Genomic DNA, 19,760 nt, shown 5'->3' with positions numbered 1-19,760 from the left:
TCAGTACCGGTTGCCGTACGTCACGCCACGTCAAAGCAACAATGCCAGGGGAAACCATGAATCGACCGTCCCGTCGTACCTTCGCCGCATTCGTCCTGGCCACGCTCGGCCTGGGCTGGCTGCCTTGCGGCCACGCCGCCGAGCCGATCAAGATAGGCCTGGTCGCCGCGCTGTCCGGCCAATCGGCGCTGTCGGGTGAAGCCATCACGCGTGGCCTGCAGATCGCTATCGATGAAGTCAATGCACAAGGCGGCCTGCTCGGCGGACGCCGCCTGGAGCTGGTGCGGCGCGACGACGAATCCAATCCGGCCAAGGGCGTGACTGCCGCGCGCGAACTGATCTATCGCGAGAAGGTGGCCGTCATCTTCGGCGGCATCGATACGCCCGTGGCCCTGGCCATCGCACCCCTGGCCAACCAGGCCAAGGTGCCCTTCATGAACCCATGGGCGGCGGGCACCGCGATCACGCGCAACGGCGCCAAGGACAACTATGTCTTCCGGGTCTCGGCCGTGGACGAATTGGTGGACAAGGGCATGCTGGCCTACGCCCGGAAGACCTTCAACACCTCCCGTTTCGGCCTGCTCATGATCAACAACCCCTGGGGCGAATCCAACCAGAAGGGCCTGGTCGCCGCGCTCAAGGAGCAAGGCATGGAACCCGTGGCCAGCGAGAAATTCGAGGCCAGCGATGTGGACGTGACGCCGCAGTTGACGCGCCTGAAGGCCGCGGGCGCGGACACGATTTTCCTCGTCGCCAATGTGGGGCCGGCCGCCCAGGTGGTGAAATCGATGGATCGCATGGGCTGGAAGGTGCCGGTGGTCTCGCACTGGGGCGTGGCCGGCGGCCGTTTCACCGAACTCGGCGGTCCCAACGCCAGCAACGTGCACTTCGTGCAAACGTACAGCTTCTACGGCAAGCTTTCGCCCGTGGGGACCAAAGTGGTCGCCGCGCTGCAGGCCAGGTATCCCGACATCAAGCAGGCCAGCGACATCACGCCGGCCGTGGGCGTGGCCAATGCCTACGACGGCATGCGCCTGACCGCCCTGGCCATCGCGAACGCGGGCTCCACGGACGGCGAAAAGATCCGGCAGGGCTATTACGGGATCGACCGCTACGAAGGGCTGATCAAGGTCTACATCCATCCCTTCAGCGCGACCCGGCACGACGCGCTGAGCGAAAACGACTACGTCTGGGCACAGTTCATCGACAACCGCATCGTGCCCGTCGGCATGAAGCCCTGAGCGCCGGGAAACAGCGTGCAGCTTCTGTCGGCACTCATTACCGGCCTGAGCCTGGGCAGCATGTACGGCGTGGTGGCCCTGGGCTTCACCATGACATACGCGGTGTCGGGCACGGTGAACTTCGCCCAGGGCAGTTCAGTCATGCTGGGTGCGGTCGTGTGCTTCGCGCTGGCGCAGGGCGCCGGCCTGCCCATGGCCATTGCCGTGGTGCTGGCGCTGGCCGTCTGCGCGGCGTATGGCGCGGTGGTCGAACTGCTTGCGGTGCGACCCTTCGCCAGCAGGGGCTCCAACGCCTGGCTGATGTCCACGGTAGCCCTGGGCATCGTGCTGGACAACCTCATCATGCACACCTTCGGCAAGGAGCCGCGCAGCCTGCCCTCGCCGCTCGTCGGCAGCCAGGTCACGGTGGGCGGCGTCGGCCTGGGCGTTTATGCGCTGCACCTGCTCATACCGGCGATCGGCCTGGCGATGGCGGCCGCGCTGCACGTGGTATCGCGCCGCACGCGCTGGGGCAAGGCGCTGCTGGCCGTGGCGCAGAACCGCGACGCGGCGCGCCTGATGGGTATCCCGATCCGCCGCGCCATCACTGCCTCCTTCGCGCTGTCCACATGCTTCGCCGGCGTGGCGGGGATCCTGATCGCGCCGCTGTTCAATGTGAGCGCGGACATGGGCACGCTATTCGGCCTGAAGGCTTTCGCCGTCGCCATCCTGGGCGGCATCACCAGCGCCTGGGGCGTGATGCTGGCCGGGCTGCTGTTCGGCATTGCCGAAGCGCTCATCGCGGCTTACCTGGGTTCGGGGTACACGCAGATCATTACGTTCGGGCTGGTCATCGCCTTGCTTGCCATCCGTCCGGACGGCCTGCTGGGGCGCGCGGGAGTGCGCAAGGTATGAGCCGCGCCGCGACGGTCTGTGCGCTGTCGGGCGCCATCCTCTGCGTGGGCCTTGCGGCGACACTGAACAGTTACTACGTATTCGTGCTGGCGAATGTGGCCCTGGTCGCCATCGTCGGCATAGGTTTGAATGTCCTGCTGGGATTGACGGGGCAGGTGTCGTTCGGACACGTGGGTTTCTACGCGTTGGGCGCGTATACGGTGGCCGTCCTGACCAGCCACGCCGGCTGGAGCTTCTGGCCGGCGTGGGCCGCAGGGGTGCTGCTGAGCGCCGCTGCCGGCGGCCTGCTGGCCCTGCCCGCGCTGCGCGTCAAAGGTCCTTACCTGGCGATGATCACCATCGCTTTCAGCTTCATCGTGCAGCATGCCATCGTGGAGATGCCAGACCTGACCGGCGGCCAGAACGGCATCATGGGCATTCCCGCGCCATCGTTCGGCGGCCTCGCGCCGGAACAGGGGATCGCGATGGTCGCCATCGCCGCCGTGCTGGTGCTGCTGGGCGCGTATGCGCGCCTGGCGCGCGGCATGTGGGGCGCCGCCATGCGCGCGGTAATGGACAGCGAAACAGCGGCGGAATCCGTCGGCCTGAACCCGCTGGTCATCAAGACCGCCGCGTTCGCGATCTCGGCGGGGCTGGCCGGATTGGCCGGCGGCCTGTTCGCCCCGCTCTCCGGCTTTGTCACGCCCGACACCTTCGGCTTCATGCAGTCCATCCTGTTCGTGCTCGTGGTCGTGATCGGCGGCGCCGGCACGGTCGCCGGCCCCATCGTGGGCGCCGTCATCGTCGGCGTCCTGCCGGAACTGCTGGCCTCGCTGGAAGCCTATCGGCTGCTGTTCTTCGGTGCGCTGCTGCTGATCGTGCTGTGGCTGGCCCCGCAGGGCGTGGCCGGGGCGGCGGGACGCTGGCTGCGGGCCCGCGCCGGCCGCCATCCCGCGGGCAGCCGCGTCACGCCCCCGCAGCCGGCCGACGGAATGCCGCTGGGCCCGCGGCCGCGCGCGACCCTGCGGGTACGCGGCCTGGGCATGACCTTCGGCGGCGTCCACGCCGTCAGCGAACTGGACTTCGACGTCCCGCCCGCCGCGGTCACCTGCCTGATCGGGCCCAACGGCGCGGGCAAGACCACGGCGCTGAACATGCTCAGCGGCTTCTATGTCCCCAGCAGCGGCGAGTTCTCGCTGCAGGGGCATGGGCTGCAAGGCCTGCCGGCCTTCCGCATCGCGCGGCGCGGCATCGCGCGCACCTACCAGACCTCGCAGTTGTTCCCCAGCCTGAGCGTGCAGGACAACGTCGCGCTTGCGATGGCGCGCGGCCGCCTGGGGCCGCCTTTGGCCGGCGGCCCCTTGGCTTCGCCGGCGCACCGGCAGCAGGCGCGCGCGCTGCTGGCCTTCTGCGGTTACAGCGGCGATCCCGGCCTGCCGGCCGACGGCCTGGCCCACGTGGACCGCCGGCTGGTCGAAATCGCCCGCGCCCTGGCGGCGGATCCCGACGTGCTGCTGCTGGACGAGCCCGCCGCCGGCCTGAGCCGCGAAGACAAGGAAAAACTGGCGCGGCTGTTGCGCCGCATCGCTGACGCCGGCCTGAGCGTAGTGGTTGTCGAGCATGACATGACCCTGGTCATGGGCATCTCCGATCACATCGTGGTCCTCGATGCCGGCAGGCGCCTCGCCGTCGGTACGCCGGCGCATGTCCAGGCCGACCCCGCCGTACGCAAGGCCTACCTGGGCGAACAGGCCGATACCCCGGGCCCGCCGCGCGACGGCGAACCCCGCACGCCCGGGCACGAATTGCTGGGCGTGGGCGGGCTGGTGGCGGGCTATGGCGCCAATCCCGTGCTGCATGGCATCGACTTGCAGGTGCGCCAGGGCGAGATGGTGGCCCTGCTGGGCGCCAATGGGGCGGGCAAGTCCACCCTGATGCGCACGCTGGCCGGCCTGCAACGCGCCACGGCGGGCGGCGTGCACCTCGAAGGGCGGCCCCTGGACCACCTGTCGTCCGAAGCCATCGTCAAGCTGGGGGTGGTGCTGGTTCCCGAAGGGCGGCAAGTCTTCCCCGACCTGTCCGTGCTGGACAACATACGCCTGGGCGCCTTCCTGCATCCGCGCGACGGCGAGGCGCGCGTGCAGGAGATGCTGGACCGTTTCCCACGCCTGCGCGAACGCCTGCACCAGCGCGCCGGCCTGCTGTCCGGCGGCGAGCAGCAGATGCTCGCGCTGGCGCGCGGCCTGATGGCGCGGCCCGTCATCCTGCTGCTCGACGAACCCTCGCTGGGCCTGGCGCCCAAGGTCATCGCGGAACTGTTCGCGTCGCTGGACGCCTTGCGCGCGCAGCGCATGACCTTGTTGCTGGTGGACCAGATGGCCGGGCTGGCCCTCGCCCTGGCCGACCGTGCCTACGTCATGGAGGCCGGCCACATCGTCGCCCAGGGCACGGCCCAGGCCATCGCGAGCGACGAAGGACTCGCACGAGCCTACCTGGGCGCGCACTGACCAAGGAACGAACATGGACGACTTCCACGACAAACGCATCCTGGTCATGGGCGGCAGCGCCGGCATCGGGCTGGCCACGGCGGCGCTGGCCGGCGCGCGCGGCGCGCAGGTCACCATCGCCAGCCGCTCGGCCGACAGGTTGGCCGCCGCGCGCGCCAGGCATCCGGCCATCGCGCAATGCGCTTGTGTCGACCTGACCGATGCCCCGGCCGTCGAACGCTTCTTCCTTGCCCACGAAGACTGGGACCATGTGGTCGTCGCCGGTTCGCAGACGCGCAGCGATACCGTGCGTGCGCTGCCGCTGGAAGACGCCCGCGCCGCCATGCAAAGCAAGTTCTGGGGCGCCTACCATGTCGCGCGGGCCTGCCGCATCCGCGCGCAGGGTTCATTGACCCTGGTGTCCGGCGTGTTCAGCGTCCGGCCGAACCGCGACGCCGTGCTGCAAGGCGCCATCAATGCCGCCCTGGAAGGACTGATGCGCGGCCTCGCGCTGGAACTGGCGCCCGTGCGCGTCAATGCCGTATCCCCCAGCGTCGTCGATACGCCCTTGTGGCAGAAGCTGGACCCGGGGGCGCGCCAGCACAAGTTCGACGCCTACGCCGCGCGCGTCCCGGTCCGCCGCATCGGCCGGCCGGAAGAGGTCGCGCACGCCATTTTGTCGCTCGCCGGCAATCCCTACATCACCGGCGCGACCCTGCTCGTCGACGGCGGCGATGCAGTCGCCTGAGCCGGACCATCCACTCCAAGCTTATGCAGAGGTACGCCCCATGAAGCTCCTGCAAGTCCCCGTCATCGACATCTCGCGTTTCGCGGCCGGTAGCGCCGCCGGGAAGCAGGCCATCGCCCGCTCGGTGGACCAGGCCTGCCGCGACATCGGCTTCCTGATCATTTCGGGACACGGCATCGACGGCGGCCTCATGGCGCGCATGCGCGACGTATCGCGCCGCTTCTTCGACCTGCCGCTGGCCGAGAAGACACGCATCGCGCGCCCCGGCATCGACGTGGCGCGCGGCTACATCGGCCTGGAAGACGAAACGGTGGGCCGTTCCCGCGACCAAACCGCGATGGCGGGAGACCTGAACGAAAGCCTGATGATCGGACCGGTCGACCCGCCCGACCCCGCCTACGCCCACGCTCCCGCGGCGGGCCGCCATTTCGCGCCCAACATCTGGCCCGCCGCGCCGGCGGACCTGCAAGCCGTCTGGACCGAGTATTACCGCGCCATGGGTGCGCTGGCGCGCACGCTCATGCGCATCTTCGCCATGGCGCTGGAGCTCGACGAGTACCATTTCGACGACAAGATCGACCGCCACATCAGCCGCCTGCGGCTGCGCAACTATCCCGCGCCGGACAAGCCGCCGCTGCCCGGCCAGATCCGCGCCGGCGCGCATTCCGACTATGGCAGCCTGACCATCCTGGCCACCGAAGACCGCCCGGGCGGTCTGCAGGTCTTCAATGCCGAAGGGCAATGGGTGGACGTGCCCATCGTGCCCGATTGCTTCATCATCAACATCGGCGACCTGATGGCGCGCTGGACCAACGACCGCTGGGTCTCGACCTTGCACCGGGTGGTAAACCCTCCGCCGAGCGCGCAGGCCGAAAGCCGCCGCCTATCCATCGTCTTCTTCCACAACCCCAATTACGACGCCCGCATCGAATGCCTGCCCACCTGCCGCAGGCCCGGCGAGCCGGCCAAGTACCCGCCCACCACGTCCGGCGAACACCTGCGCGCCATGTTCGTCGCCACGCAGAACGCCACCATGTAGCGCGTCGCGGCAACACCTTCAAAAAAAATGCCGGCCTCCGCAAAGGCCGGCTATCCTTTCTTCCCGACCGGAGATCCACCATGCCTACCCTGCCTCGCCCCACCTCGGCCCTGCGCCGACTGGCCCACGCCCTCGGGGCCCTGGCCTTCGGACTCGGCCTGACCGCCGCCAGCGTGACCGCGGCGCACGCCGACTACCCGCAGCGGCCCATCCAGGTCATCATCTCCTTCCCGCCGGCCGGGGCCACGGATATCCTGGCCCGGGCCATCAGCCAGAAGCTCTCCATCGAGCTCAAGCAATCCGTCATCGTCGAGAACCGCCCCGGCGCCGGCGGAGCGATCGGCCTGGTCGCGGCGGCCAAGGCGCCGGCCGACGGCTATACCCTCTACCTGGCCGCCGTCACCAACCAGGCCATCGCCGCCGCCCTCTACAAAAAGCAGGCGGCCAGCCTGATCGACGACTTCACGCCCATCGCCGGCGTCGGCATCGTCCCGCACATCCTCGAAGTGCCGGCATCCCTGCCCGTCAACAATGTCGGCGAACTGGTCGCCTACCTGAAGGCCAAGCCAGGCCAATACAACTTTGCCTCGCAGGGCACCGGCACGCTATCGCACCTGGAAGCCGAACTCTTCGCCCTGAAAACCGGCGTCAAGGCCACCCACATACCCTACAAGGGCAGTTCGCAGGCCCTGCCCGAACTCGTCACCGGCTCGTCCAGCTTCATGTTCGACAGCATTCCGGGCTCCATGCCGCTCATCCAGGCCGGCAAACTGAAAGTCCTCGCCGTGGCCTCCGGCTCGCGCGCCAGCCTGCTGCCCGACGTTCCCACGCTCAAGGAAGCGGGCGTCCCGGGCGTCCAGGCGGACAACCTGTTCGGTTTCGTCGCCCCCAAGGGCACACCCCAGGCCGCCATCGACGTGATCGCGCAGGCCCTGCAGAAAGTCCTCGTCATGCCCGACCTGAAAACCGCCATGGCGGCCCAGGGCGCGGAACTCATCTACACCCCCGCCCCCGCTTTCCAGAAAGCCATCGCGGCGGAACACGCGACCTGGGCCGAGGTCGTCAAGGAAGCCAAGGTCAGCGTCGAATAACCGGCAGCCGCGGCCAGGGCTGCCATACCGACTCCGGTTACCGCCCGATGGCGCTACGCCTGGACGCCGGCGCATCCGCGCCGGACCCCGGCCATCTTTGCTGAAGGGTCGCCGCCGCCCCCTGCGTTCCGGCCGCCACTCGGCCAACACGCAGACCGGCAACAGCCATCGGTGATTCGCGCTGCACAGGCGCGGATGCTGGAAAATCTGCCGATGCCCGCAAAACCCTCAAAATCGTATGCCGATGAGCGGTCCCCGCGGGCCGCTCATCGGCGGGCGCGCCGAGACCTTCCATCAGCACACACCGCAAAGCGCAGCGGCAAGGAAACAGACGCACGCAGCGCCCGTGAATCAAAGATGCCGCAGTCCGGCGGGGTGGTCGCCTGCCGGGGACGGCCCGTGAAGGGCGAACGAGCGGATGCCGAAGGCAGCCGAGCCGGCACCCCGCCAAAAAGAAACCCGCCATCGAACGGCCGGCGGACGAGGCGAGCGAAGTGGTCTGCGGCGCCCGCGCGCCGCAGCGCCCGCCCGGGCCGTCCCCGGCAGGCGACCACCCCGCCGGACGGACCATGAAAAACTGCGCCGTCTTATCGCCCCCCCGGAACCCATGGCGACATCGATACACGAACCTCGACCCCGCAAGACCCCCAGCCCGCCGGCCCCATGCCATGCTGCGCCGATCACGATGCAGCCTGACACGTCACCTTCCCACCCTCGTACCCACACACAGTGTCCATGGCCACATACCCTTCCTCGACTCCTGCGCTCTCCGTACCCGCCCACCGCCCCGCACCGCAACCGAAGCCTGAAAAAACGCAGCCTGAAACGGGCGAAAACATCTTCGCCTCGTACCAGCCCCCCAGCGCACCGCCAACGCCGCGCGCCCCGCCTGCCACCGCGTATTCCCTGACATCCGCTGCCGACCGCGCCACGGTCCCGGCACCCCGGACCGTTCACGAACCGCACTCCATGCGCGATACCCTGCGCAAGGCCGTCGCCGCCCTGGAGACCTGGTTCTCCCATAGCCCACCGCCCGACGTCAAAATCTATAAACCCGTGCAGACCAACTACGTCAAAATCGACGTCTGGCAAGGCCTGGGCGCCGCCAAGAAATGCCACGGCTCCCTGATCGCCGACAACGTCGTCCTGACAGCCGGCCATTGCCTGCGCGGCAACTGGGACAGCGTCGTGACCCGCTATGGCCGTGATTTCGCGCACGCCATCACCGTCGTCCGCGATGACGTCCAGCCCAATTGGGCCCGCATCCACGACAAGAACAAAGACATGAAGCCGGACCTCGCGCTCATCAAACTGCCTGCGCCCGTCCGTCCGGAAGAAGGCGCCATTACCGCCTCCATACCCGAGCAGGACAACTGCGAGGCCAGCCTCGGCCCGGCACAGGCTTATCGCAGCATAGGAACCTTATCGGACCAGATGGGCATACAAACCACGGATGTCTCCAGCATTGCGTTCGATGAAGCCTGGGGCACCACGCTGCGCAGCAACAACAGGACGTCCGTCCGGGGGGACTCCGGCAGCCCTCTGATGTCCTCTACCCAGACACAGATCGGCGTGCATAGCGGCTCCATCTTCGACTCCGCGACGCGGGCCCATATCGAATCCCACGCCGTCGCCTTGTGCGCATACGCCGACTCCATCAAGGCGCAGCTCCGCGCATGGAACGCGAGCCCCGACGGGGCACCCGCGGCGTAGCCCATCCGCACCGCACGGGCGGCGCGGCGAACTCCTCGCCCGCCGCCAGCGCGCCCTCAGCCCCGCACAACACCCGATTGACGCCGCATGTCATGGCGGGTACACCACAGGCAGGCTCGTTCCAGCTCGCATCGGATCGTCCATAACAAGGCAAACGCGCCACCGCGCAACCGTGCGGTGGCGACGTCGAACCACTCTGGAGACAAACGATGAAGACCCCAATCCTGCGGTTGGCTTTACTGCTATGCCTGGCCCTGTTCGGCCTTATCGGAGTCAGGACCGCCGTCGCGGAAAACATCTCCATCGCCACCGGCGGCACCGGCGGGGTCTACTACCCCATCGGGGGCGGCATCGCCGCCGTGCTCTCCAAGAAAGTCCCCGGCATGGAAGCCACCGCCGAAGTCACCGGCGGCTCCGTCGACAACCTCAAGCTGATCGATGGCGACGCCTCGTACATCGGTCTCACCATGTCCGACGCCGCCCAGGACGCCTATCGCGGCGAGGACAAATTCAAGGGCCGCAAAGTACCCCTGCGCACCCTCATGATCCTCTACCCCAACCGCATGCATGTCGTCTCCGTCGAGGGCAAAGGCATCAACACCATGGCGGATCTCAAGGGCAAGCGCATCTCCACCGGCGCGCCCGGCAGCGCCACCGAAGTCATGGCCTTCCGCATGCTCGAAGCGGCCGGCATAGACAAGGACAAAGACGTCAAGCGGGAGCGGCTCAGCGTCGCCGAATCCGTCAACGCCATCAAGGACAACAAGATCGACGCCTTCTTCTGGGTCGGCGGCCTGCCCACCGCGGCGGTCACGGACCTGGCCAACACGCCGGGCACCACCATCAAGATGATCGACAATGCCGACCTCGTGCCTGCGATGAACAAGAAATACGGCAACCTGTATGTCCAGGACACCATCGCCAAAACCGTCTACCGCGGCATGGACAAGGACAACCGCCAGGCCACTGTCATGAACATCCTGGTCGCCAACGAAAAGATGAGCGACCAGACGGCCTACGACATCGTCAAGACGATATTCACCAGTCGCGACGAACTCATTGCCGTGCACAAGGATACGGCCGACTTCAAGCTGGAGAACCAGAAGACCGCCGCCACGCCGATTCCCTTCCATCCCGGCGCCGTCAAGTACTACAAGGAACGGGGCGTCAACCTGGATTGAGTCGCGCGCCGCGATGCGCCCGTCGCGGCGCATCGCCGGCCGGCCTTGCCTACCGCTTGAGGGAGTCGCCGCATGACCGAAGCCGTACGAGCCGATACGCCCGCCGCCGTCGATGACGAGGCGCTGCGCAAGGCCGAGGAATACATCGAACAGGAGGAAGGCGCCAGCAACCGGCTCGGCGGCTGGCTGGGCGCATTCGTGGCCACCGTCGCGGTCGCGATGTCGCTGTTCCACCTGTATGCGGCCTATGCCATCGTGCCGACCCAAGTGCTGCGGCCCGTCCACGTGGCCTTCGTCCTGTTCCTGTCCTTCCTGGTGTTCCCGGTCAGCCGGCGCTTTCGCCACCGGGTCATGCCATGGGACTGGGCGTTGGGGATGCTGGCCATCGCCATCGTCGTCTACCTCATCATGGGCGGCGACGACTTCACCGACCGCAACACGAGCCCCGACCCCTGGGACATCTTCTTCGGGGCCGCGCTGATCCTGCTCGTCATGGAAGCCATGCGACGGACCATCGGCTGGATACTGCCCGTCATCTGCATCTGCTTCCTGCTCTACGCCTTCCTGGGCCCCTACCTGCCCCACCCCTGGACGCACCGCGGCTACAGCATCGCCCGGCTGGTCGGCTTCATGTACATGACGCTGGAAGGCATCTTCGGCGTGGCGGTGGACGTTTCGTCTTCGCTGATCATCCTGTTCACCATCTTCGGCGCTTTCCTGCAGTTGTCGGGGGCCGGCCGGTTCTACATCGATTTCTCTTTCTCCGCGATGGGCGGCAAGCCCGCCGGCGCCGGCCGCACCGTGGTCCTGGCGTCTTTCCTGCTGGGCGGCCCGTCGGGATCCGGCGTGGCCACCACGGTCACGCTGGGCACCGTGGCGTGGCCCATGCTGGCCAAGGTCGGCTATGCGCGCAACGCCGCCGGCGGCCTGCTCGCGGCCGGCGGCCTGGGCGCGATCATTTCGCCGCCGGTCATGGGTGCGGCGGCGTTCATCATTGCCGAGTTCCTGAAAATCTCGTACCTGGACGTGCTGATGATGGCGGTGATACCGACCATCCTGTTCTACCTGGCGCTGTTCCTGATGGTCGAGATAGACGTCCGCAAATACGGCATGAGCAGCACCGTGTTCGCCAAGGTGGACAGCGTCTGGAACCTGACGCGCCGCTATTGGTTCCACTTCCTGTCGCTGGTGTCCATCGTCGTCTTCATGATGCTGGGCTTCTCGCCGGTGCTGTCGGTCTTCTGGGCCATCGTCGTGTCATTCCTGACCAGCTTCCTGCGCGCCGATACCGCGATGATCTCCTACGACCTGTTCCGCGGCCGCGGCTCGGTCGCGCAACACCTGCTGCGCTCGCCGCTGATCGAGGCGCTGCGCAGCGGCGCGGTGGGGATGCTGGGCGTGGGCGCGACGTGCGCGGGGGCCGGCATCATCGTCGGGGTGGTGACGCTGACCGGGCTGGGGCTGAAGTTCAGCGGCATCGTCATCGACTATGCGGCCGGCTCGCTGCTGCTGACCGCCGTCTACACCGCCCTGGTGGTCTGGGTCATCGGCCTGGCCGTGCCGGTCACCGCCTCGTACATCATCTGTGCGGTCATCGCCGCACCGGCCTTGATCAAGCTGGGCGTGCCGGATTTCGCGGCCCATATGTTCGTCTTCTACTACGCGGTGCTGTCCGAAGTGTCGCCGCCCACCGCGCTTTCGCCCTTCGCCGCATCGGCCATCACGGGGGGCGATCCGTACAAGACCACCATGCAATGCTGGAAGTACACCATTCCGGCCTTCCTGGTGCCCTTCATCTTCGTGCTCGCGCCCAGCGGCCAGGGCCTGCTGCTGATGGGCTCGGCCAAGGCGCTGGCGGGGGCCAACATCTGGGATATCGCGGAGGTCACGCTCACCGCCGCCGCGGGGATATTCGCCCTGGCGGTGGGCTTCCAGGGCTGGCTGATGGTGCGCGCCTCGATGCTGCAGCGCGCGCTGCTGATCGTCGCCGGCGTCACCCTGGTGTATCCCGGACCGCTATCGAACGGCATCGGCTATGCGCTGATACTGGTCGCACTGGCGCTGCAATGGCGCGGCCAGCGCCGCGCCCGGCGCGCGGCCCTGCACGCGCGGCAGGACCCCAACGGGACGGCGCCAGGCTAGTACCGCGGCACGGCGCGCGCCGCCAATCGCCGCACGCTCAGCGCGCGGCGATCAGCGTTTCCACGCCGCGCACGGTATTGCGCGCCCGCCACTGCAGCGCGTCCAGGTTGACCAGCCGCATGTCGGGGATGCGCGCCAGCAAGGTGGACAGTCCCACCTGCAACTCCATCGCGGCCAGGCGCGCGCCCATGCAATAGTGAATGCCGCCGCCGAAGGAGATAAGCCGGTTGCCGGTCTCGGGGCGGTCGATCACGAGCTTGTCGGGGTCGGCGTAACGCTCCGGGTCGCGGTTGGCGGCGCCCACGCACATGAATACGATCGAGCCCTTGGGCAAGGGGACGCCGCCGGCCTCCGTGTCCTCCAGCGCCATCCGGGTGGTGAACTGCACGGAACTGTCGTAGCGCAGGCATTCATTGATGGCCCTGGGCAGCCATTCGGGCCGCTGCTTGAGTTGCCGCAATTGCTCGGGATGGCGGTGCAAGGCGATCAGGGCGTTGCCCATCATGTTGGCCGTGGTCTCATGACCGGCGATGAACAGCAGGATGACGTTGGAGACGATTTCTTCTTCCGTCATGCCCTCGCCGTCGGCCTCCACCGACAGCAGTACGGATATAAGATCATCGCCGGGCTGCTCGCGGCGCGCGCGCACCAGGCGGCGGAAATAGGCTTCCACCGCCAGCATGGCGGCGTTGACCTTTTCCACGCCTTCCGGCGGCAAGGGCGCGGCTTCCAGGGACAGCACCAGTTGGTTGACATCCGCGGCCAGCATGTCGGCATCGGCGACCGGAACATCGAGCAGGCGGCAGATGATGCGCACGGGCAGGGGCGCGCAGTATGCCGACACCAGGTCGAAGGCCTCCCGGCGCGGAAAGGCATCCACCAATTCGTCAGCCACTTCCTGGCAGACCAGGCGCAGCGCTTCGACGTGGCGTGCGTCGAAGGCCTTGGTCAGCAGCGTGCGCAGGCGGGTATGCGCGGGCGGGTTCATCATCAGGAACATCCGGGCCAGGCCCTGGAAAGCCGGCTGGTTCGGACCGTCTTCGCCATAGCGGGCCCGGATGCTTTCCATATAGCCCTTGCCCATGCGACGATCGAGCAGCATGGCGTCGATCATGTCGAAATGCCCGCTCAGCAGGATGTTCGGGGCGACCTTGAATATCTTGCCGCTGGCGCGGATCTTTTCGTAGAACGGATAGGGGTCGCGATAGAAATCGGGCGTGGACAGGTCTTGCAGCTTCATGGCGGCTCCGGGAGCGATGGGCGAGGCGGCGGGACGAGAACGCCGCATAGGGCCCTCCGCGATCCGCCTGTTGTCCGCACAACAGCGCGGGGCCCGTTTTTATTCCATGCACATGCCGGGCCGGCCCGCCCCACCGGCGGGACCGCGCGCCTATTCCTCTGCGCCGCCGCCCTGTGCCCCCGCCTTGCCGTCGCCGTGCGCTTCGCGCAGGCGTCGCCTGGACGATTCGGCGTAGGCCGCCTGGCGTGCCCGCAGCAAGGGGTCGTCCGATGGCGCGATGCCGTCGGGCAGGGCCAGCGGGTTGAAATCGATATCGCGGCAGGGGCCGTCGATTTGCGACTCCGCCCTCTCGATAATCAAGGTTCCTGCGTCGACTTCGACGCGCCCGGGGCGTTGCGGCCACAGCTGCGTCGCGTCGTCGACGGCATCGCCCGGCATGGCCATGGAGATGACCAGGCGCCAGCGCAAGGGACCCTGCGACAGGCGCCGGACCAGATCGAAGGAGAGGAAATCCGGATCGCTGGCGGTCGCCTCGGGCAGGGGACGGAAAGGCGTCTCGGGTACCAGGCGCCAACGGCCGTCGCGCGCCTGGCCCTGGCCGCCGATAAAGCGGAAGGCGCTCACGCTGTAGTAAGTCGCATCGCCATAGTCGGAAGGCGCCCGATGCGTGTGTATCCAGTCCAGGAAGGCCCGGGCGCCCGGATGGCTGATGACGTAACGCTGCATGGTGCCGGAGCGTCCCGCGCGCCGGTCGGCCCGCATGGCGCGCAGGAAGTCGAGCTGGTCCTGCGCCGTGCGGAACGGAAACACGGGTACGGAATTCATGGCCATGCCCCAGGGCGGGCCGTGCGGCGGCATGATCCACAGCGCGAGGCTGCGCAAATTGGTCGCGCCATCGGCCATGGCGGGATCGCCACCCGGTATGGAAAAGCGGCCAATGACGGGCATGGAGCCGGCGCGAAACACATTGGCGGTCGACACCGGCATCGCGCCGCCGCCGCTTTCGAAGCTGCCGGTGACGCAGATGCCCTTGGCATGATTGCGGCGAAAGCCCGGATGCGGACCATCGGCGGCCTCGAATGCGTCCACCACCTCGGCCGCCGTCGGCTCCGCCGCCGGACGCGGCCATCGGGCGCCGGACACATACCAATACCCGGTGGCGCACAACAGCAAGGCGGCCATTGCCCCGGGCAATGCGCGGCGAATTCGTCTTTTCCTGAGCATACCGTCCAGCGGAACCCCGACAACAACGCTCCGGTGCGAACCGCCAGCCTTGCCCCAACATTCCTGCAATGCGCGGAGCCCCTGCGGCCCCTCAGCTGCGCTCCAGGGGCAGGGCCTGCACGCGCCGCTCGGCGATGCTCGCGGCCACGGCGCGCAGGTCCATCCCCTCGGGCGCCCCGATCAGAGCATACCCCAGCTCGGACTGCCGCCACGTCACCACGTTCATCCGGTCCACGCGCTGCTCCGACACCCCCTGGTCCGGCTTGGGTTCAGGCAGGACGCAGAGCGCCACGGGATCGCCCTGCGCGGGCAGATACATGATCTGCACCAGCGGCTTGCCATTGAAACGCAGCCGCTGCACCTCCTTGAAGGTCAGCCCCGCCTGGCTCAAGTCCGGAATGCGCAAGGACAAGCCGTCCTCGCTCGCGATATCGGCGACGGTCTTGGCGGTCGCCGGCAGCGATGCTTCCGTATCGGCCAGGGTGGCGCGGGTATAGAGCGCGACATAATCCGCGGCCTGGCGCACCCAGGGCGCGTCGCCCATGGCGACGGCCGCGCGCGGCGCGGGGCCGCCGCCCGGCAGCAGCCCGAGCGCCGGGCCCAGCTGCATCACCACGCCGGCGCACGCGGCGCCGGCGACGAAGGCGCCCAGCAGCCAACCCCAGGCCGGCCGCCAGCGGTCGGCGCGCGCGGGGCGCCGTACGGCTGGACTGGCCACGGCGGCATCGGCGCCCGCGGCGCTGCGCGCGGCGTCCGGCCGGTCCGGCGCCGCGCGGCCAGGGTCCTCGTTGGCCGCCCGTTCGCGGTGCGCCTGCGCCAGCGCCGCGACACTGCGCGCCAGGCTGTCGGGCACGGGCGGCAGTTGCTGCCGTGCGAAGGCGTCGCGGCTGACCTGCCGTGACGCCTGCAATTGCGCCACGCGCCGCGCGACTTCCGGCGATTCCAGGATGCGCTTCTCGACTTCCTGGCGTTCCGATGCTTCCAGCTCGCCGTCGATGTAAGCCATCAATAGTGCATTATCGGCTTCCATTGAACCGCGGTCTCCAACGTCTCATTCTGTCGATGTTCCAGCAAGCCGCCCTTCCTACCCCGTGCGTCATCATCATCACGCCTTCCCGCGCGTCCTCGTCATCGTCACGTCTTTGAACCCGCCGCAATCATAGTCGCCGCCCGCCTTGCAGGCATACCGACTGACCGCGAGCTGAACATCGCGAGCGCCATGAGCCCGTGCGGCGCGCGCGATATTGCAAGCATGCCATGGGTCCGCTTCCCTCAATCATTACCACGTGAAACACCTGAGCCGTACCGGAAATTCCGTTTTATTCGAGGGTAAACTTGCCGTCGATTTCATGCGCCCGCCCCGCGGTCCCTGAACCGCCCCATGCAGGCCTTGCGCGCCACCTGCACCCGGCCCGGCATCGATCGCATGCACGCGCCGCGAACCGGCCGCCGGCATTCGTGGCGCCTATTTTGGAAGCGAGGAAGCAACGTCGATGACCGGCGTAGATCTGCCCAGCCTGCTTGTCGACATGCTGCCGCGCCTATGGGCATTCGCGCTGCGCATTTCCGGCAACCGGCACGACGCGGAGGACCTGGTGCAGCGCGCCTGCGTGCGCGCGCTGGAACGCGCGCATCAGTTGCAGCAGGACACCTCGCCCCTGAGCTGGGTGTTTTCCATCATGCATTCCATCTGGATCAACGAGCTGCGGGCGCGCAAGGTCCGCAGCCGCAACGGAGTCGAATGGGACGACCAGTTGCTGGAGACGGTGCCCGATCCATCCGGCGCCAATCCGGAGACCGAAGTCCTGCACCGCCAGGTGCTGCGCGCCATCGAGCGCCTGCCCGAAGCCCAGCGCGCGGTGATCCTGCTGGTGGCCATCGAAGGCCTGAGCTACAAGGAAGCGGCCGACGTCCTGGCCGTTCCCATCGGCACCGTGATGAGCCGGCTGTCGCGTGCGCGGCAAGCCCTGGGGGCGCTGTTCGAGGGACATCCGACGCCGGATACCGCGCGCAAAGCCCTCGGCTACGGTTCCTGAAAGGGCCCGCGAACGGGCCTTTCGCCACTCGAGAAGGGTCGATCCGCGCACCAGGGCGGGGCACCTCGCGCATTTCCTCCACAATGCTTTCACTGCGCCGTCGGCGACCCGCCCGTACGGGCGGCTGCCGCCGCGCCGAACGCCGGTGCTAAACTCTGTAACCCCTCCCGCCCGACCCGAACACGGCGCTGCGCGCGCACGTATCGTGCTCGACCGTCTTCGAGAACGCGATGCGGCGCCCGCCCCACAAGGATCGGCGCGCCGGCCGCAAGACAAGAATTTCCGCCATCCCCCGATAGTTAGAGTGAGGTTCACGAGCAAATGTCTACCACGTCGAAGATCATCTATACGCTGACCGACGAAGCGCCGGCCCTGGCCACGTATTCGCTGCTGCCCATCGTCCAGGCGTTTGCCCGTTCGTCGGGCGTCACGGTCGAAACCCGCGATATCTCGCTCGCCGGCCGCATCATCGCGGTCTTCCCCGAGTATCTGACGGATGCGCAGAAGATCTCCGACGACCTGGCGGAGCTGGGCAAGCTGGCGACCACGCCGCAAGCCAATATCATCAAGCTGCCGAACATCAGCGCGTCCATTCCGCAGTTGAAGGCCGCCATCAAGGAACTGCAGCAACAGGGCTACAAGCTGCCGGACTATCCGGACGAGGTCGCCAACGACAAGGACAAGGACGTCAAGGCGCGCTATGACAAGATCAAGGGCAGCGCCGTCAATCCGGTCCTGCGCGAAGGCAACTCCGACCGCCGCGCGCCGCTGTCGGTGAAGAACTACGCCCGCAAGCATCCGCACAAAATGGGCGCCTGGAGCGCCGGCTCCAAGTCGCATGTCGCGCATATGGACGGCGGCGATTTCTACGGCAGCGAAAAATCCGCCCTGATCGCCGATGCCGGCACCGTGAAGATCGAACTGACGGCGGCCGACGGCACGCGCACGGTCCTCAAGGAAAAGACCAACGTCAAGGCCGGCGAGATCATCGACGCCGCCGTGCTCAGCAAGAAAAAGCTGCGCAGCTTCCTGGAAGCCCAGATCGAGGACGCCAAGAAGCAGGGCGTACTGTTCTCCGTACACCTGAAGGCCACCATGATGAAGGTCTCCGACCCCATCATCTTCGGCCACGTGGTCTCCGTGTTCTACAAGGACGTCCTGTCCAAGCATGCGGACGCCCTGAAGCAGGCCGGCTTCGATCCCAACAACGGCATCGGCGACCTGTACGCCAAGCTGAACGCCCTGCCCGCCGACCAGCGCGCCGCCATCGAGGCCGACATCCAGGCCGAATACGCGCAGCGCCCGCAACTGGCCATGGTCAATTCGGACAAGGGCATTACCAACCTGCACGTGCCCAGCGATGTCATCGTGGACGCGTCCATGCCTGCCATGATTCGCGAAGGCGGCAAGATGTGGGGCCCGGACGGCCAGTTGTACGACACCAAGGCCGTCATCCCGGACCGCAGCTACGCCGACGTCTACCAGGTGGTGATCGACGACTGCAAGAAGAACGGTCCCTTCGATCCGGTGACCATGGGCAGCGTGCCCAACGTGGGCCTGATGGCGCAGGCCGCCGAGGAGTACGGTTCGCACGACAAGACCTTCCAGGTGCCGGCCGACGGCGTGGTGCGTGTCACCGACGAAGCCGGCAAGGTGCTGCTGGAGCAAACCGTGGAGGCGGGCGACATCTGGCGCATGTGCCAGACCAAGGATGCCCCGGTGCAGGACTGGGTCAAGCTGGCCGTCAATCGCGCCCGCGCCACCGGCACGCCGGCCGTGTTCTGGCTGGACAAGAACCGCGCCCACGACGCGCAGATCATCGCCAAGGTCGAACGCTACCTGAAGGACCACGACACCAAGGGCCTGGACCTGCGCATCATGACGCCGGTGGAAGCCACGCGCTTTTCGCTGGAACGCATCCGCGAGGGCAAGGACACCATCTCGGTGACCGGCAACGTGCTGCGCGACTACCTGACCGACCTCTTCCCCATCATGGAACTGGGCACCAGCGCCAAGATGCTGTCCATCGTTCCGCTGATGGCCGGCGGCGGCCTGTTCGAGACCGGCGCGGGCGGCTCGGCGCCCAAGCATGTGCAGCAGTTCGTCGAGGAAGGCTTCCTGCGCTGGGATTCGCTGGGCGAATTCATGGCCCTGGCCGCCTCGCTGGAACACCTGGCCGACGTGTACAAGAACGCCAAGGCCAAGGTGCTGGCCAAGACGCTGGACGAAGCCACCGGCAAGTTCCTGGACACGGACAAGTCGCCCGCCCGCAAGGTCGGCGGCCTGGACAACCGGGGCAGCCACTTCTACCTGGCGCTGTACTGGGCACAGGCCCTGGCCGCGCAGACCGACGACAAGGACCTGCAGGCCAAGTTCGCCGGCATCGCCAAGGCCCTGGCCGACAACGAAGCGAAGATCGTGCAGGAACTGGGCGCCGTGCAAGGCAAGCCGGTGGACATCGGCGGCTACTACCGTCCGAATCCGGACAAGGCCAGCAAGGCCATGCGTCCCAGCGCCACGCTGAATGACGCGTTGAAGTCGCTGAGCGCCTGACGCGGGCCCACGGCGGCCGGCGGCAGACCGCCGGTCGCTGCCGCCTGAAGCAATACCCTCGACGCCCCAGGGTCGGACATCCGTCCAGACCCTGGGGCGTCGTTCCATGTGGGCGCTCGGGCATCCGCCCGTCTGCACATGCGCCCGTCTGCACATGCCCCCGTTTGCACATCCGACCGTCGGCGCCCCTGCC

The 19,760-nt window shown here is 67.6% G+C and carries 14 protein-coding genes; 11 read left to right on the top strand and 3 right to left on the bottom strand.

Going from position 1 to position 19,760, the window contains the following annotated elements:
* Positions 1 to 56 precede the first annotated feature (56 nt).
* From BAU07_RS01355 to BAU07_RS01315, 9 genes are all read left to right on the top strand, one after another.
* Complete coding sequence (locus BAU07_RS01355) at positions 57 to 1,241, top strand: ABC transporter substrate-binding protein (protein WP_066653040.1); 1,185 nt, start codon at positions 57 to 59, stop codon at positions 1,239 to 1,241.
* Positions 1,242 to 1,256: 15 nt separating this feature from the next.
* The gene (locus tag BAU07_RS01350; RefSeq protein WP_066653037.1) at positions 1,257 to 2,135 is read left to right on the top strand and encodes a branched-chain amino acid ABC transporter permease; all 879 of its coding nucleotides are present in this window, start codon (positions 1,257 to 1,259) and stop codon (positions 2,133 to 2,135) included.
* Positions 2,132 to 4,621, top strand: coding sequence for a branched-chain amino acid ABC transporter ATP-binding protein/permease (locus BAU07_RS01345; protein ID WP_066653034.1), 2,490 nt, complete (start codon positions 2,132 to 2,134; stop codon positions 4,619 to 4,621). Before BAU07_RS01350 ends, BAU07_RS01345 begins: the two co-directional genes overlap by 4 nt.
* A 13-nt stretch (positions 4,622 to 4,634) precedes the next feature.
* Positions 4,635 to 5,348: an SDR family oxidoreductase gene (locus BAU07_RS01340; protein ID WP_066653031.1), complete on the top strand. Its 714-nt coding sequence runs from the start codon at positions 4,635 to 4,637 to the stop codon at positions 5,346 to 5,348.
* Between the two features lie 40 nt (positions 5,349 to 5,388).
* Positions 5,389 to 6,387 (top strand): isopenicillin N synthase family dioxygenase, encoded by a 999-nt coding sequence (locus tag BAU07_RS01335; RefSeq protein ID WP_066653020.1) that lies wholly within the window; start codon positions 5,389 to 5,391, stop codon positions 6,385 to 6,387.
* 80 nt (positions 6,388 to 6,467) lie between these two features.
* On the top strand, positions 6,468 to 7,478 hold the full coding sequence (locus tag BAU07_RS01330; RefSeq protein ID WP_066653018.1) for a Bug family tripartite tricarboxylate transporter substrate binding protein: 1,011 nt from the start codon (positions 6,468 to 6,470) through the stop codon (positions 7,476 to 7,478).
* Positions 7,479 to 8,447: 969 nt separating this feature from the next.
* Positions 8,448 to 9,191 (top strand): S1 family peptidase, encoded by a 744-nt coding sequence (locus BAU07_RS01325; RefSeq protein WP_066653016.1) that lies wholly within the window; start codon positions 8,448 to 8,450, stop codon positions 9,189 to 9,191.
* 209 nt (positions 9,192 to 9,400) lie between these two features.
* On the top strand, positions 9,401 to 10,372 hold the full coding sequence (locus BAU07_RS01320; protein ID WP_066653014.1) for a TAXI family TRAP transporter solute-binding subunit: 972 nt from the start codon (positions 9,401 to 9,403) through the stop codon (positions 10,370 to 10,372).
* A 72-nt stretch (positions 10,373 to 10,444) separates the two neighbouring features.
* Positions 10,445 to 12,514, top strand: coding sequence for a TRAP transporter permease (locus BAU07_RS01315; protein ID WP_066653012.1), 2,070 nt, complete (start codon positions 10,445 to 10,447; stop codon positions 12,512 to 12,514).
* Positions 12,515 to 12,551: 37 nt separating this feature from the next.
* On the opposite strand, the gene BAU07_RS01310 is transcribed toward BAU07_RS01315, so the two are convergent.
* The 3 genes from BAU07_RS01310 to BAU07_RS01300 form a co-directional block, all read right to left on the bottom strand.
* On the bottom strand, positions 12,552 to 13,754 hold the full coding sequence (locus tag BAU07_RS01310) for a cytochrome P450 (RefSeq protein ID WP_066653009.1): 1,203 nt from the start codon (positions 13,752 to 13,754) through the stop codon (positions 12,552 to 12,554).
* Between the two features lie 150 nt (positions 13,755 to 13,904).
* The gene (locus BAU07_RS01305; protein WP_232338222.1) at positions 13,905 to 14,936 is read right to left on the bottom strand and encodes a catalase family peroxidase; all 1,032 of its coding nucleotides are present in this window, start codon (positions 14,934 to 14,936) and stop codon (positions 13,905 to 13,907) included.
* A 133-nt stretch (positions 14,937 to 15,069) separates the two neighbouring features.
* Positions 15,070 to 16,008, bottom strand: a complete 939-nt coding sequence (locus BAU07_RS01300; protein ID WP_066653003.1) for an anti-sigma factor — start codon at positions 16,006 to 16,008, stop codon at positions 15,070 to 15,072.
* A 463-nt stretch (positions 16,009 to 16,471) separates the two neighbouring features.
* Here BAU07_RS01300 and BAU07_RS01295 point away from each other — a divergent pair, with 463 nt between their 5' ends.
* Positions 16,472 to 17,014 carry an RNA polymerase sigma factor gene (locus tag BAU07_RS01295; protein ID WP_066653001.1) on the top strand — a complete coding sequence of 181 codons (543 nt, stop codon included), beginning with the start codon at positions 16,472 to 16,474 and terminating at the stop codon, positions 17,012 to 17,014.
* Positions 17,015 to 17,335: 321 nt separating this feature from the next.
* A complete protein-coding gene (locus tag BAU07_RS01290; RefSeq protein WP_066652994.1) occupies positions 17,336 to 19,567 on the top strand; it encodes an NADP-dependent isocitrate dehydrogenase in 2,232 nt (743 codons plus the stop codon).
* Positions 19,568 to 19,760 lie beyond the last annotated feature (193 nt).

This window comes from Bordetella flabilis (assembly GCF_001676725.1).
Lineage (GTDB): Bacteria > Pseudomonadota > Gammaproteobacteria > Burkholderiales > Burkholderiaceae_B > Bordetella_C > Bordetella_C flabilis.
Note: the sequence above shows the minus strand (reverse complement) of the source record. Positions and strands in the feature narration are given on the sequence as shown.

Excerpts from the sequence above, each read along its gene's own strand:
- BAU07_RS01355 (WP_066653040.1), top strand. The coding sequence starts at position 57 with ATGAATCGACCGTCCCGTCGTACCTTCGCCGCATTCGTCCTGGCCACG.
- BAU07_RS01345 (WP_066653034.1), top strand. The coding sequence starts at position 2,132 with ATGAGCCGCGCCGCGACGGTCTGTGCGCTGTCGGGCGCCATCCTCTGC.
- BAU07_RS01340 (WP_066653031.1), top strand. The coding sequence starts at position 4,635 with ATGGACGACTTCCACGACAAACGCATCCTGGTCATGGGCGGCAGCGCC.
- BAU07_RS01335 (WP_066653020.1), top strand. The coding sequence starts at position 5,389 with ATGAAGCTCCTGCAAGTCCCCGTCATCGACATCTCGCGTTTCGCGGCC.
- BAU07_RS01330 (WP_066653018.1), top strand. The coding sequence starts at position 6,468 with ATGCCTACCCTGCCTCGCCCCACCTCGGCCCTGCGCCGACTGGCCCAC.
- BAU07_RS01325 (WP_066653016.1), top strand. The coding sequence starts at position 8,448 with ATGCGCGATACCCTGCGCAAGGCCGTCGCCGCCCTGGAGACCTGGTTC.
- BAU07_RS01320 (WP_066653014.1), top strand. The coding sequence starts at position 9,401 with ATGAAGACCCCAATCCTGCGGTTGGCTTTACTGCTATGCCTGGCCCTG.
- BAU07_RS01315 (WP_066653012.1), top strand. The coding sequence starts at position 10,445 with ATGACCGAAGCCGTACGAGCCGATACGCCCGCCGCCGTCGATGACGAG.
- BAU07_RS01310 (WP_066653009.1), bottom strand. The coding sequence starts at position 13,754 with ATGAAGCTGCAAGACCTGTCCACGCCCGATTTCTATCGCGACCCCTAT.
- BAU07_RS01305 (WP_232338222.1), bottom strand. The coding sequence starts at position 14,936 with ATGGCCGCCTTGCTGTTGTGCGCCACCGGGTATTGGTATGTGTCCGGC.
- BAU07_RS01300 (WP_066653003.1), bottom strand. The coding sequence starts at position 16,008 with ATGGAAGCCGATAATGCACTATTGATGGCTTACATCGACGGCGAGCTG.
- BAU07_RS01295 (WP_066653001.1), top strand. The coding sequence starts at position 16,472 with ATGACCGGCGTAGATCTGCCCAGCCTGCTTGTCGACATGCTGCCGCGC.
- BAU07_RS01290 (WP_066652994.1), top strand. The coding sequence starts at position 17,336 with ATGTCTACCACGTCGAAGATCATCTATACGCTGACCGACGAAGCGCCG.